Annotated in this window: 9 protein-coding genes; 8 read left to right on the top strand and 1 reads right to left on the bottom strand. The window is 64.3% G+C overall.

From position 1 onward, the window contains the following. Positions 1 to 41: 41 nt before the first annotated feature. Positions 42 to 4331 carry an ATP-dependent RNA helicase HrpA gene (gene hrpA / locus ACTHXA_RS12345; protein WP_441672801.1) on the bottom strand — a complete coding sequence of 1430 codons (4290 nt, stop codon included), beginning with the start codon at positions 4329 to 4331 and terminating at the stop codon, positions 42 to 44. A 58-nt stretch (positions 4332 to 4389) separates the two neighbouring features. On the opposite strand from hrpA, the gene ACTHXA_RS12350 reads away from it, so the two are divergent. From ACTHXA_RS12350 to ACTHXA_RS12385, 8 genes are all read left to right on the top strand, one after another. Next, positions 4390 to 6114 (top strand): dolichyl-phosphate-mannose--protein mannosyltransferase, encoded by a 1725-nt coding sequence (locus tag ACTHXA_RS12350; RefSeq protein WP_441672803.1) that lies wholly within the window; start codon positions 4390 to 4392, stop codon positions 6112 to 6114. 10 nt (positions 6115 to 6124) lie between these two features. Beyond that, positions 6125 to 6937, top strand: coding sequence for a 16S rRNA (cytidine(1402)-2'-O)-methyltransferase (gene rsmI / locus ACTHXA_RS12355; RefSeq protein WP_441672805.1), 813 nt, complete (start codon positions 6125 to 6127; stop codon positions 6935 to 6937). 125 nt (positions 6938 to 7062) lie between these two features. Continuing rightward, entirely contained in the window at positions 7063 to 8619 is a 1557-nt protein-coding gene (gene metG, locus ACTHXA_RS12360; protein WP_441672807.1) for a methionine--tRNA ligase, read from the top strand. A 9-nt stretch (positions 8620 to 8628) separates the two neighbouring features. Beyond that, positions 8629 to 9645 carry a TatD family hydrolase gene (locus tag ACTHXA_RS12365; RefSeq protein WP_441672809.1) on the top strand — a complete coding sequence of 339 codons (1017 nt, stop codon included), beginning with the start codon at positions 8629 to 8631 and terminating at the stop codon, positions 9643 to 9645. After that, complete coding sequence (rsmA, locus tag ACTHXA_RS12370; protein WP_441672811.1) at positions 9638 to 10582, top strand: 16S rRNA (adenine(1518)-N(6)/adenine(1519)-N(6))-dimethyltransferase RsmA; 945 nt, start codon at positions 9638 to 9640, stop codon at positions 10580 to 10582. The genes ACTHXA_RS12365 and rsmA overlap by 8 nt, the downstream gene beginning before the upstream one ends. Before the next feature lie 10 nt (positions 10583 to 10592). Beyond that, entirely contained in the window at positions 10593 to 11525 is a 933-nt protein-coding gene (locus tag ACTHXA_RS12375; RefSeq protein WP_441672813.1) for a 4-(cytidine 5'-diphospho)-2-C-methyl-D-erythritol kinase, read from the top strand. 63 nt (positions 11526 to 11588) lie between these two features. After that, positions 11589 to 12647 (top strand): glutathione S-transferase family protein, encoded by a 1059-nt coding sequence (locus ACTHXA_RS12380; protein WP_441672815.1) that lies wholly within the window; start codon positions 11589 to 11591, stop codon positions 12645 to 12647. A 98-nt stretch (positions 12648 to 12745) separates the two neighbouring features. Beyond that, entirely contained in the window at positions 12746 to 14623 is a 1878-nt protein-coding gene (locus tag ACTHXA_RS12385; protein ID WP_441672817.1) for a GTPase, read from the top strand. Positions 14624 to 14641: the final 18 nt, after the last annotated feature.

Below are 14641 nucleotides of genomic sequence, written 5' to 3' on the forward strand. Positions count from 1 at the left end.
TCGGGCGCGGTGCTCCGTTTACAAATGTCGGACCGCGTGACCTACTGCAGCGCCGCGCGAATGCGTTTCAGCGACACCGACTGCGCCGTCCCGAGTTGCTGCGCGAACAGGCTCACGCGGAACTCTTCGAGCAGCCACCGCACCTGCGTAAGCGAATCCGCCGCATTCGGGTCAGTTGGGATCTCGCCGCCCGACGCACGGTAAAGCTCCACCGCTTTCTCGATCTCGAGCATCCCGGAGCGCTCATTCGCGGCATTCACCTGCAGCCGCTCGAGACGATACGCGACCGCACGCAGGTAGCGGGGTAGGTGACGCAGCTGCGCCATCCCGGTGCGCGAGACGAAACCGTTGAAGATCAGGCCCTCGAGCTGCGACTTCGCGTCGGTGAGTGAACCGAGGTACGCCAGCGCATTCACGTTCTTGATCGCAGCGAGCGCCTCGCGGTGCGCTTTGAGAATCTCGGCAACGAGCTTCACCGCAGCGAACATCGATTCGACGAGCGTGGAATTGAATCGGTCCCGCAGCCCTTCGAACTCCGCTCGCGTGCGAATCGCCCCCTCGGGCATGGCGTCGTTCGCAAGCGCCGCGAGCACATCGGCAAGCAGCGCATCAGTCGATTGATACGGGCTGGATGCGAGCGACAGCTTCTCGTGCGAGGTCAAGTGCGCCTGCACGTAGCTCGCGGGCGTCGGCACCGACCGCGCGAGCAGCGCCGCAACTGCGCGGGCATGTTCGCGGTGCTGATCGTCGGAAGTGGTCGCGAGCAGCAGATCGATTGGCGAGGATGCGGGAGTCGCAGGCTTCCGGAGCTGCAGCGTTGGCCAAGCACGGATTACGCCGTGTTTGCGGCGAATTTCGAAAGATTCGGGAATCTCGTCAACGGGCCATGCGGTGATATCGCGCTGGTCGAAGCTCGTATTGGCCTCGGAGGATTGTTCCGATTGGGCAGCCGACCTTCCTCCAGAACCTGCACTTCCAGCACCAGCCGCCTGCGCACCACCACTCGCACCCGGAAGGCTGCCGCCGTTAGCCGAGCCAGTCCCAGCACCACTCGCCGCGCCCGCAGCCGATCCAGCTCCGCCAGCCGCACCCGCCCCAGCAGTACCCACGCCAGCCGATCCCGCAGCAGCATCAGTTCCACGACCCGCCCCGGCCGCCTTCACACCACGCCCCGCACGCCCGCCGGGCCGCGCATCCTGCGTTGTCGCGTGCACGAGCGAGGCCTCCGAGGCGCGCTTGAGCCGCTGCTGCAACGCAATCAAGTCGCTCCCGGCGCCGAGCTCGCGACCCGAATCATCCACAACCCGGAATCGCATCACGAGGTGCGCGGGAACCTTCGACAGATCAAATTCATCGACCTCGAAACGGATGCCCGCGGCTCGCTGCATGTGGACGCGCAACACCTCAATGAGATCGCCGTCCACGGCATCGCCCTCATTCGGTCGTGCTTCTGCGATCGTGCGGACCAGCGCCGCAGACTGCTGCTCACTCACCGACCGCAGCGACTCCGCGTTCGCAGACTCCTCCAGCAACTTCGCCGCCCAATCGGCCGCGGGCACGAAATTGCGGCGGATCACCTTCGGCAGCGACCGCAACAGCGCCGTCACGAGCTCCGCACGCATCCCGGGTACGAGCCAGTCGAAGCCCTCCGGCTCGAGCATCGCGAGCAGCGGCAGCGGAATCGTCGCGGTGACTCCGTCATCCGCCGCGTGCGGGTCGAACTTGTAGCGCAGCTTGAGCTGCTGCTCGCCCTGCCGCCAGATGCGCGGGAACTGGTCGCCGTCGGTCTCGTCCACATCCTCACCGAGCAGGTCCGCGCGCGTGAGGGTGAGCAGGTCCGGCTGCTGCTGTTGCGCCTCACGCCACCACTTATCGAAGGTCGGCTGCGAGACGACCTCGTCCGGGATGCGCTCGACAAAGAACTCGATGATGGCATCGTCGTCCTCGACCAGACCGCGCTGACGCGTTCGCTCCTCGAGCTCCTCGAGTTCGCGGCGCAGTTGCCGATTCTTTCGTTCGAAGGGATACCGGCCGGTCCAGTCACCCTCGACGAGTGCGTGCCGGATGAAGAGGTCGCGGCTCCAGGCCGGATCAATTTTCGCGAAGCCCACACGACGATTGCGCACGAGCGGCACGCCGTAGAGCGTCACCGTTTCGAGGGCGACCGCCTGACCCTGCTTCCGCTCCCAGTGCGGCTCGGCGTGCTGCCGCTTCACAAGGTCCCCCGCGAGCTCCTCCGCCCACGCGGGATCGATTTTCGCGACCGTTCGCGCAAACAGCGCCGAAGTCTCCACGAGCTCGGCCGCCATCACCGCATCCGGATTCGACTTCGCGAGCCCCGACCCGGGAAAGATGCGGAAGCGCGTATTCCGGGCACCCTTATAGTCGCGCTTGAGCTGGTCATACACACCGATATGGCTGAGCAGACCCGTCAGCATCGCCTTGTGCACCGCATCCGAATTCTTACCTGGCTCATTAAGCGCGGCTTCGGCGTCGGCAGCCTCGCGATCCGGTTGATGGATGCGCAGCCCCAGTCCGCGGGTCGCCTCGCGCAGTTGCCGGTAGAGGTCTTGCCACTCGCGGAAGCGCAGGAAATTGAGGAATTCCTTCTTGCAGAGCCGGCGGAACGCCGAAGAACCGAGTTCGCGAGATTGCCGCTCGAGATAGTTCCAGAGGTTCACGAGCGTGAAGAAGTCGCTAGTCGGGTCGCGGAAGCGCGCGTGCAGCTGATCGGCGTGCTGACGATGCTCGAGCGGGCGCTCACGGATGTCCTGGATTGTGAGCCCCGAGACGATGATGAGGACCTCGCGCGCGACGTCGTGTTCCTTGGATGCGAGCACCATCCGGCCATAGCGTGGGTCGATCGGGAGGCGCGCCAAGTCCCGGCCGATGCGGGTGAGTTGCGGTGCTTGCTTAGCGGCGGGCGCGCCTCGGCGCCTGCCGTCTCTGCCACGCCCGTCGCCGCGCGCACTTTCGCCGCGCGCACCGTCACCACGTGCATCGTCGCCGCGCGCACCGTCGCCTCGCGCACTTTCACCGCGCGCACCGCCATCACGCCGCGCGCCGCCGCCACCCCGGATCGCCCCCAGCTCCTGCAAGAGGTCGACCCCGTCCTTCACCCCGCGACTATCCGGCGGCGTGAGGAACGGGAAGTCCTCGATCGCACCGAGGCGCAGTTCGAGCATTTGCAGCAGCACACTCGCCAGATTCGTGCGCAGAATTTCCGGATCGGTGAATTCCGGACGACGAGCAAAATCATCCTCGCCGTAGAGCCGAATCGCGACGCCGTCGCGCGTGCGGCCCGAGCGACCCGAGCGCTGATTCGCCGACGCCTGCGAGATCGGCTCAATCGGCAACCGCTGCACCTTCGCGCGGGTCGAGTACCGCGAGATGCGCGCCTCACCCGTGTCAATGACGTACGCAATTCCGGGCACGGTGAGCGAAGTCTCGGCCACGTTCGTGGCAAGCACCACTCGACGCCGCACCCCCGGCTTCCGACCCTTTTCAAATACGCGGTGCTGATCGCGAGCGCTCAACCGGCCATACAGCGGCAGCACCTCGGTGGCCTCCGCGCGGCGACCCGAGAGCGATCCTCGAATCGCATCCTCCGCATCCCGAATCTCACGCTCGCCGGGCAGAAACACCAGCACATCCCCAGCGGGTTCTTGCTCGAGCTCATTCAAGGCCGCGATGATGCCCTCGAACACGTCCCGATCTTCAGTCGGCGCATCCGGGTCCTCGGCGTCGCTGAGAAGCGGCCGATAGCGAATCTCCACCGGATACGTGCGGCCCGACACCTCGATGATGGGCGCATCCGCGAAGTGCTTCGAAAAGGATTCGGGATCGATCGTGGCGGAGGTGATGATCACCTTGAGATCGGGACGCTGGGGGAGCAGCCGCCGCAAATAACCGAGGAGGAAATCGACGTTGAGGGAGCGCTCGTGCGCCTCGTCAATGATGATCGTGTCGTAGCGACTCAGTGTCCGGTCGCCGCGAAGCTCCGCGAGCAGGATGCCGTCGGTCATCAATTTGATCTTGGTCGCCTTGGAAGATTCATCGGTGAATCGAACCTGATACCCGACGAGATCGCCGACCTCGGTGTCCAGCTCCTCCGCGATTCGCTCGGCAATCGTGCGGGCAGCGATCCGCCGCGGCTGCGTGTGCCCGATCGCCTCTCGACCCAACTCAAGGCAAATCTTCGGCAGCTGCGTGGTTTTTCCCGAACCGGTCTCGCCCGCGACGATCACAACTTGGTGGTCGCGGATCGCTGCGGCGATTTCCTCGCGCCGTTGCGAGACGGGAAGCTCGGCTGGGTACGTGATCTCAAGCATGGATTCTCCATCTTATGTTGAATGACCCCTGCAATGCGTTGCGCCTACGATGGTGCGCGTGACTTCGACGACCATCCACCCGCGGACCGATTCCAAGCGGTCGAGCCGCTCCTCAGGTTCCACAAGGCTGAAACCGCCAACCGGATCCTGGCTCGATGACCTCTGGACGAAGTGGACTGCGACTCCTGAGCTCCGCCGCAGAACCGAGTGGATCATCGTCGGCATCATCACCCTCATCGGTGTCCTGGTGCGGTTCATCCGGCTCGGTCACCCCGCCAAACTCGTCTTCGACGAGGTGTATTACATCCTCGACGGCTGGACGCTCGTCAATCTTGGCTATGAAGCCGAGTGGCCTGAGGAGGGTCGCGACATGTTCGCGGCCGGCAACCTCCACGCCTACGGCGAAGAGCCCTCCTATGTCGTGCATCCGCCGCTCGGTAAATACATCATCGGCTGGGGGATGCAGCTCTTCGGCGCCGAGAACGCGTTCGCCTGGCGTATCGGCGTCGCCGTGCTCGGCGCACTCGCGGTGCCGCTGCTCTATCTCGTGGGGCGCAAGCTATTCCGCTCAATCGCGCTCGGGGCGATTGCTGCCGGCTTCCTCGCCCTCGACGGCCACGCGATCGTCACCAGTCGCATTTCAATTCTCGACGGCCCGCTCATGTTCTTCGTGCTGTTGGGCTTCCTGTTCATCCTCTATGACCGCGACCAACAGCGGCGGCAGATCTTCGACTGGACCAAACGCTGGCGTGAGCGCGAACACGCGAAAGATCCGAGCATCCCGCTGGCGGCGAAACCCTCGAAGTGGTCGCTCACGATCAAACCGGCCAAGAACCGCGCGCCGGGCCCCGACTGGGGGCCGATCCTGTGGTTCCGGCCGTGGCTGGTCGCAGCCGCCTTCTCCCTCGCACTGGCTGCGAGCGTGAAGTGGTCGGGCGCCTACTTCCTCGCTGCCTTCTGCCTCCTGACCATCGGCATCGACGCCGCGGCGCGGAAGGAAGCGGGCATCACTTTCTGGCTCTCCGGCGCGGTGCTGAAACAGGGCTGGGCTTCGTTCCTGCTGACGATTCCGCTGTCGATTGCGGTGTATGTGGTCTCCTTCGTGGGCTGGTTCCGCACCGGGCAGGGCTATTACGGCAACTGGGTGCAGGAGAATCCGCAGGAGGCCTGGGGCGGGATGCTCGAGGGTGTGCCGCTGTCCTTCCAAAACTTCTGGCACTACCAATCCGAAGTGCTCAACTTCCACTCGCAACTCGGCGCTGACCATCCCTACGCGTCCGCGCCACTCGAGTGGCCGTTCATGCTGCGCCCCACCGCGTTTTCCTACGACTACTATTCGGCGGCCGATGAGGGATGCGCGGCCCAGCAGTGCGTCGAGGCGGTCACCTCAATCTCCAACCCGCTGATGTACTGGCTCGGCACCGTGGCAATCGTGTTCTTGATCATGATGCTATTCGTGAAACCGAAGTGGGAATACGTGGCGATCATTGCGGGTTTTGTTGCCGGCTATCTGCCGTGGCTCATTACCGGACGCACCGCCGTCTACCACTTCTACGTGATCGCGTGGCTGCCGTTCATGTTCCTCGCGGCGGCGCTGGCGCTGCAAACCATCGCCGGATCCCCGAAGGACGATCGGCGAACGCGCACGGTGGCGGTCAATATCACCTTCGGATTCCTCGTGCTGTGCGTGCTCGTGTCGGCACTGTTCTATCCGGTGTGGAGCGGGATGATGATTCCCGATTGGTATTGGAGCCTGACGCACTGGCTGCCGGGTTGGAAGTAGGGTCGACGGCATGTTGATTCTTGCCGGCACCCCGATCGGGAATCTTGGGGATGCATCCCGCCGCCTGATTGCGACGCTCCGCGAGGCGGAGATTCTCGCGTGTGAGGACACTCGCACCACGCGGCAGCTGCTCACGCTGCTTGAGATCGATGCCCGACCGAGGTTCATTGCGCTGCACGAGCACAATGAACGCGAGCTGGCGGTAGAGATTGCCGAGCTCGCGCAGCAGCAGGATGTGGTGCTCGTCACCGATGCGGGCATGCCGGCGATCTCTGACCCGGGGTATCCGGTCGTGCGCGCCTGCGTGGACGCGGGAGTGACGGTGTCCTCGGTGCCTGGGCCGAGCGCCGTCATCACCGCGCTCGCGGTATCGGGATTGGCCACCGACAGATTCACCTTCGAGGGGTTCGTGCCGCGTCGCGCGGGAGAGCGGGCCGCGCTCATCGAAGCACTCGCGGGTGAGCCACGGACGAGCGTGTTCTACGAGTCACCGCACCGCATCGCCGCAACGCTCGAGGCGCTCGCGGCAGCCTTCCCCGAGCGCGCCGTGGTGGTCTGCCGGGAACTCACGAAGCTGCACGAAGAGACGGTGCGGGGCACCGCATCCGAGCTCGCCGAATGGGCCGCGGCCGGAGTGCGCGGCGAGATCGTGCTGCTGATTGCGGGTGCCGCTCCGGCAGCAGTCGATGAGGATGCGGCGCTCGCCCGAGTGCTCGAGTTGCGTGCCAAAGGCATGCGGCTCAAAGATGCCGCCGCCGAAGTTGCGGGGGAGACCGGCCTCAGTAAGCGTGACCTCTACGAAGCCGCCCTCGCCGCCAAGTAGCCGCGCCGCTTCGCGCCGCCGCGCGCCGCCACCACTCTGCAGATATGAGGCGACTACCTACCGCAGCCAGGCGACCAACCCCGACGTGGTAACCCGCGCACACCGCAAGCATTAGACTCGTCGTCATGGCTTCTGGCGAATCGTTCTACGTCACTACTCCCATCTTCTACGTCAACGACGTGCCGCACATCGGGCATGCGTACGCGGAGGTGGCCGCAGATGTCCTCGCGCGCTGGCACCGTCAGCGCGGCGACGACACCTGGTTCCTTACCGGAACCGATGAGCACGGGCAGAAAATCATGCGCTCCGCAGTGGCGAATAATATGCAGCCGCAGCAGTGGGCAGACAAGCTCGTGGATGAGGCGTGGCGCCCAATGTTGCAGACGCTCAACCTTTCAAATGACGACTTCATCCGCACCACCGAAGAGCGCCACGAGACTCGCGTGCAGAAATTCCTCACCCAGCTCAACGACGCCGGATTCATCTACGAAGATGAATTCGAAGCGCTCTACTGCGTGGGCTGCGAGGAATTCAAGCCCGACTCGGAAATCGTCGACGGCGAGGGCCAGTACGAGGGCCAAAAGGTCTGCGCGATCCACTCCAAGCCGATGGAGCTGCTCAAGGAGCGCAACTACTTCTTCAAGCTCTCGGCACTGCAGCAGCCGCTGCTCGATTACTACGAGGCGAATCCCGACTTCATCCAGCCCACCTCGGCACGCAATGAGGTCATCAGCTTCGTGCAGTCGGGCCTGCACGACCTGTCCATTTCGCGCACGAGCTTCGACTGGGGCATCAAAGTGCCCTGGGACGAGTCGCACATCGTCTACGTGTGGGTGGATGCGCTGCTCAACTACTTCACCGCGATCGGCTACGGCGATGGTGACGGCCAATTCGAGCGCCGCTGGCCCGGCCACCACATCGTGGGCAAAGACATCCTCCGTTTCCACGCGGTGATCTGGCCTGCGATGCTCCTCGCGATGAAGATCGAACCGCCGAAGCGCGTGTTCGCCACCGGTTGGCTGCTCGTTGGCGGCGAAAAGATGTCGAAGTCGAAGCTCACCGGTATTCCGCCGCAGGAGATCACCGATACCTTCGGTTCGGATGCGTTCCGCTACTACTTCATGCGCGCGATCCATCTCGGCCAGGATGGCTCGTTCTCATGGGAGGACCTCTCGGCGCGCTATCACGCCGAACTCGCGAACGGCTTCGGCAACCTTGCGTCGCGCGTGATCAGCATGGTGAAGAAGTACTTCGACGGCGAAATTCCCGCCGATGTGCAGCGGCACGTGGATGACGACGCAATCTTCGAGATCGCGCGCACCTCAATCCACGACTCGGAAGAAGCAATCGACCGGTTCGCGGTGGACCAGGCGATCGCCGCAATCTGGAAGCTCGTTGACGCCCTGAACCTGTTCATCACCGATCAACAGCCTTGGGTGCTTGCGAAGGACGAGTCGAATCGCGAACGGCTCGCGGCAGTGCTCGCCACTGCGGTGCGTGGACTCGGTGTGCTCGCGGTGCTGCTCAACCCCATTACTCCGCTTGCGACTGAGAAGCTCTGGGCAGCGATCGGCGGCGAGGGGGCACTGAGCGAGATCGCACCGACCGAGGCGCTTGAATGGCGTTCGAATGGTCGTGTGAGCGATCTCGCTTCGCTGTTCCCGCGCATCGAACAGGAGTAGCCTGCCTCGATGGTGGAGAACACAGCGCCAGAGAACACAGCGCCAGATAGCGCGGCAGCGGACAACACCGCCAGCGCCAGCCAGCATCCTCGGAAGCGCGAAGCGAAAGCCGAAAACGGCGCGCGGCGCGATCTGAAGTACCCGGAATTGCCCGCGCCGCTCGCGGTGCCCTGCTACGACAACCACACCCATCTGGAAATCGAGGACGGCGAAACCGGCCTCGAAATCGGCGAGCACATGGACCTCGCCGAGCGGGTCAACATTCTCGGTGCGATCACGGTCGGTGGCGATGTCGCGTCCAGCCGCTGGCAGGTGTGGGCCGCCAATGAGGACCCGCGCCTGCTTGCCGCAGTCGCGATCCACCCCAACGAAGCACCACGCGTGGCGGCGGCCGGCAATCTCGACAGCCACCTCGCCGAGATTCGCGAGCTGGCGCAGGATGCTCGGGTCGCGGCCATCGGCGAGACCGGCTTGGACTTCTTCCGCACCTCCGGTGAAGACGCGATTGCCGTGCAACAGGAGTCCTTTGAAGCGCACATTGCGTTTGCGAAGGAACTCGGCTTGCCGATGCAGATCCACGACCGGGATGCGCACGAGGCAGTGGTCGACACGCTGCGTCGAGTCGGTGCGCCGGCGGGAACGGTATTCCACTGTTTCTCGGGCGATGCGCACCTGGCTCGAATCGCTGCGGATGAGGGCTGGTTTTGCTCCTTCGCGGGTAATGTGACCTTCAAAAACGCGGCGAACCTCCGCGAGGCGCTCGAAGTGCTCCCGCCGGAGCTCGTGCTCGTCGAAACGGATGCGCCATTCCTCACCCCGGTGCCGCTCCGTGGCCGACCGAATGCGCCCTATGTGATTCCGAACACGATCCGCTTCATGGCAGAGCACCTCGGTGTGGACACCGACGAGTTCACGGCGCAGGTGGCCGCCAATACGCTCGGCCTCTACGGACCCTTCGACCCTGCCGAGCGATCACGGTGGGCTGAACAGCGTGCGGCAAGCACATCGGGAATCCCTCGTGGCTGAGGTCCGGCTACTCGGGCCGAACGAGATCCGCGCGCTCGCGGCACAGCTCGATGTTCAGCCAACGAAAAAGCTGGGGCAGAACTTCGTGCACGACCACGGGACGGTGCGCCGCATCGTGGCGACCGCGAAAGTACAGCCCGGGGAACACATCCTCGAAGTAGGCCCGGGGCTTGGCTCGCTGACCCTCGCACTGCTCGAAGCGGATGCGCTGGTCACCGCGATCGAAATCGACGAGCGCCTCGCCCGGCAATTACCGACCACCGCGGCCGAGTTTGCGGGCAGCGCCGCACCGAACCTGCACGTGATCCGGCAGGACGCCATGCGCGTGAGCCGCGGTGAGATTGCGCGGGTCGCAGCCGATCACGCCGAGTCCGATCACGCCCAGTCCGACCACGCCGCAGCCGACCACGCTGCAGCCGACGACACGGCCACTGACCACGCAGCCCCCAGCCCCGTCGCCCTGGTCGCAAATCTTCCCTACAACATCTCCGTGCCCGTGCTGCTGCACCTGCTCGCGGAACTGCCCACCCTGCAGCGCGGTGTGGTGATGGTGCAGAACGAGGTGGGGGAGCGGCTCGCCGCCGGTCCGGGCTCGAAGGTGTACGGCTCGCCGAGCGTGAAAGCCGCCTGGTACGGTACTTGGCGCACTTCCGGGCTCGTCGGCCGGAAGGTGTTTTGGCCGGTCCCCAATGTCGACTCGGTGCTCGTGAGTTTCGAGGCACACGAGACGCTGCCGGGCGACACCGCGATGCGTGACCGGCTCTTCAAGATCGTGGATGCGGCCTTCGGGCAGCGTCGAAAAATGCTGCGCCAGGCGCTGTCGAGCGTCTATGGCTCGGCGGTCGAAGCCACACAGGCGCTTGAACGCGCCGAAGTCGACCCCACCGCCCGCGGGGAGTCACTGGGCGTCGAGGAATTCATCCGCCTCGCCCGGTAGCGTTGTGGGCATGAGTACCATTCAGGTTGCGACCGACAGGGTGGTGGCGCGCGCACCGGGCAAGGTGAATCTCACGCTTGCAGTTGGCGACCTCGCTGCGGACGGTTTCCACCCGATCGCCACGACCTATATGGCGCTCGACCTGTACGAGGATGTCGAGGCGACCGCGGCATCCGGTCTGTCGCTGCGCTACGCCGAGGGTTCGGTGGATGCGACCGGGCTCGATATCGGGGAAACGAACCTCGCGATTCGGGCGGCGAGGCTCCTCGCCGATGCGACCGGACACCCCGCCAACGCTGCACTGCGGATCACCAAGCGCGTGCCCATCGCGGGCGGGATGGGCGGCGGCTCGGCGGATGCGGCCGCGACCCTCGTGGCCTGCGACCAACTCTGGGGTACGCGTCTCACACGCGAGGATCTTTGCGCACTCGCGGCCAAACTCGGCAGCGACGTGCCCTTCGCGCTCCTCGGCGGCGTCGCGGTTGGAACCGGACACGGCGATGAACTCACCTCCGCACTCACGGAGGGGCGATTTGAGTGGGTCTTGCGATTCAGTGAGGACGGGATGTCGACGCCCGAGACCTACCGCGCGCTCGACCGACACCGTGCGCAGTTCGCGGCCGACCTCGGGCCGACGGCGGAACCGGAGGTTCCCGAGCACGTGCTGCACTGTCTCCGCAGCGGCGACGTGATGGGGCTGGCGGGGCTGCTCGTCAACGATCTTCAGGCCCCCGCGCTGCGCCTGCGTCCCGACCTCGCCGAAGTGCTGGAATATGGGGAAACGCACGGCGCTCTTGCCGGGGTAGTTTCCGGTTCCGGGCCAACCCTCGCTTTTCTGTGCGCAGACACGGATGCCGCTGACGTGTTCGCCAAGCGAATGGCCGCGGAAGGCCACGACGTCCTGCGCGCGAGCGGCCCAGCCGCTGGTGCACTGGCTGCCTAAGCCGCGGCAGCCAAGACCCCCGCGATCACCAGCCCGTGACCTTTCGCCCCTAAGCTTCCCCGCATGAGCGAGAACTTTTCGACCAGGGGTGCCTACGCGAAAAAAGGCGAGGAATTCACTCGAGACACGGCCTATATCACCGACCGCATTACGAAGGATGCTCGCCCGGTTGGCGAGGGCATCCAGACTTGGCCGGTGGAAGCAGACCGATACCGACTCGTCGTGTCCCGAGCATGTCCGTGGGCAAACCGAACCACGATCGTGCGTCGACTGCTCGGACTCGAAGACGCAATCTCCATGGCGGTGTGCGGGCCCACTCACGATGTGCGCTCCTGGACCTTCGACAAAGAACCGAACGGTCGCGATGCGGTGCTCGGCTACGAACGGCTTCAAGACGCCTACTTTGCGCGCTTCCACGACTACCCGAAAGGCATCACGGTCCCCGCGATCGTCGATGTGCCCACCAAAGCTGTAGTCACGAATGACTTCCCCTGGATCACCCTCGACTTCTCGACCGAGTGGACCGAATTCCACCGCGATGGCGCACCGGATCTCTACCCGGAACCGCTGCGCGACGAAATGGAATCCGTGATGCGACACATCTACACGGAAATCAACAATGGGGTGTATCGCTGCGGCTTCGCCGGCTCCCAGGACGCCTACGACAAGGCCTACGACCGACTCTTCACAGCGCTCGACACGGTGTCAGAACGACTCGAAACACGGCGCTACCTCATGGGCGACACGATCACCGAAGCGGATATTCGCCTGTTCACAACGCTCGTGCGCTTCGATCCGGTCTATCACGGTCACTTCAAATGCAATCGCCAGAAGCTCAGCGAGATGCCGGTGCTGTGGGCCTACGCGCGGGACCTTTTCCAGACTCCAGGATTTGGTGACTCGACTGATTTCGTCGACATCAAGCGGCACTACTACGAAGTGCACGAAGACATTAACCCGACGCAGATCGTCCCCAAGGGACCGAACTACGCGAATTGGCTAACTGCGCATCACCGCGAGGAGATGGGCGGGTCACCATTCGGTGACGGAACCGCGCCCGGTGCGGTACGCGAGCCGCTTGAGACGGGCCATTCGATCGAGGAATTGATTGCGGCACAGTAGCTTCGCGCGCGTGTTCGGGGCACGTCCACGCAGGGATGTACGCGGGTTGCGCCGCGCGATGGTGGCAGAGCATCACCCCAAGCAACTACGGTATTGGCATGACCACCGAGGCGCCTAAGACCGCAAGCAAGCCACAGCCCAACTCGGCCACGCTTGCATTCCGCCAGCTCGGTGCTGCCGCGAAGACTCACGATCTCGGCGATCGCTTTTCGGGCATCGCGCGAATGATCAAGGAAACGCAGGGCCGACTGCCCAGCGTTGTGGTCGTAGGCGAGATGAATCGCGGTAAGTCGACGCTCATTAACGCGATCCTCGGTGCGCCCGGGACCGCCCCGGTGGGTGCCACCGAGACCACCGGGCTGGCAGTCAACTACATCCCCGAACACGAGAAATTCCCCTTCGGACAGGCCGAACTCGAGTACGCATCCGAGCCGCGGCTGCGCCGCATCCCCGCGGAAGAACTCGATCAGTGGGTGCGCATCGACTCACCCGAGCTACTCAACGCCGATGAGCCGCCGCTGCAAGCATCCCGCGCCGTCAAGCAGTCGCCGCTTGGCCGCGTCGCCCTGGTCGACACCCCCGGCTCCGGCGGGCTCAGTGAGGCCTATGCGATGCGCGCAATCGCCCGGGCACAGGATGCGTCGGTGTTGCTGATTGTGACGGATGCTTCGGGCCGGATTACCAAGCCGGCGCTCGAGTTTCTTGCGCACTGCAGCACGATGGTGGAGTCGGTTGTGCTCGCCGTCACGAAGATCGACCTCTATCGCGGGCACTGGCAGGCGGTGCTGGAAGAGAACCGGCAGATTCTTGCGGAGCGCGATCAGCGGCTCGGGAACATCCCGATCGTTCCGGTATCGGGAGCCTGGGGTGAGCGCGCGGCCAGCGAACCAAACGAAGAGCGTCGTCGGAAGCTCTACGGCTCGAGCAATGTCCACGAGCTCATCCGAGCACTGCGAACCCCACTCGAACGCTCGACAAAACTTCCCACCCTCAATGCGCTGCGTCGCGGGATCGCGCTATTGGAGACGCCGCTCGTGCAACTCCAAGCAGAGCGAGAAGCCCTCGGCGGCATCGTCGAGAAGCACGACAACCTCATCGCCGTCCGCGAACACCGAGAAAAGCTGCTCCGCACTTTCGAGGACTCGAAATACGATTGGAACTCGCAGGTGGACCGGGTGCGTGTCGATCTCACCTCTGCGAACGCACGCCTCTCGCGCCAGTTCGGTGCCCACTGGAAGGACCGCGTGCAGAAATACGGCACCGGTATGGGCGAGAAACAAAGCGTCGCAATCATGAATGAAATGGCCGCCGACGTGGAAGTGCAGGCGGGTCGAGCGCTGCGCGGCATCGTGCAGCGCAGCGGCGGGCTCCTCACCGACCTCTACGCGGCTGCTGGCATGGACCCGCAAAACAGTCTGCTGCAAGAAGTCGAGCGGCGCGCCACTGAAGCGGGAACCGGCCCGAAGGATGGTGTGGAGCGCGGAACTGCGTCGGTGGACCCTCGTATGATCCTCTCGGGCGTAATGATGGGTTCGGGTATTGGCGGTGCCGTGAGTGGTCTCGGGGCGTTTCTCGGTCTTGCGAGCCTCACCGTGCTGCCGCTGTTTACGATTCCCTTGATGACCGGTTTCAGTGTGCTCCTCGCTCGCCGCCAGGCGAAACGACAGTCGGTCTTGCAAACGGTCAATGACGTGACCATGGAACTGCGTGAGACCCTCGACCGAGCCGTGCGTAGTGTTCTCGGCGTAGTCTCAACGGATGCGAAGAAGGTATTCGACCGCGACTTGCGCCAATCCGCTACCGAAGCGAAGACAGAGCTGGCGCGACTCGAATCCGCGAAACGAGCCAGCGAATCCGAACGGGAACGAAGGCTCGCGCAAATCAACCCGAAAATTGATCAACTCCAACAGGCAATGGGGGCTGCCCACGACGAAATACTGCGACTTACGGACCGTTCGGCAGCAGCCAACCCCTAAACCCGTATCCTCGTATCA

This window comes from Gulosibacter sp. (assembly GCF_052090685.1).
In the GTDB taxonomy this organism is placed as follows: Bacteria; Actinomycetota; Actinomycetes; order Actinomycetales; family Microbacteriaceae; genus Gulosibacter.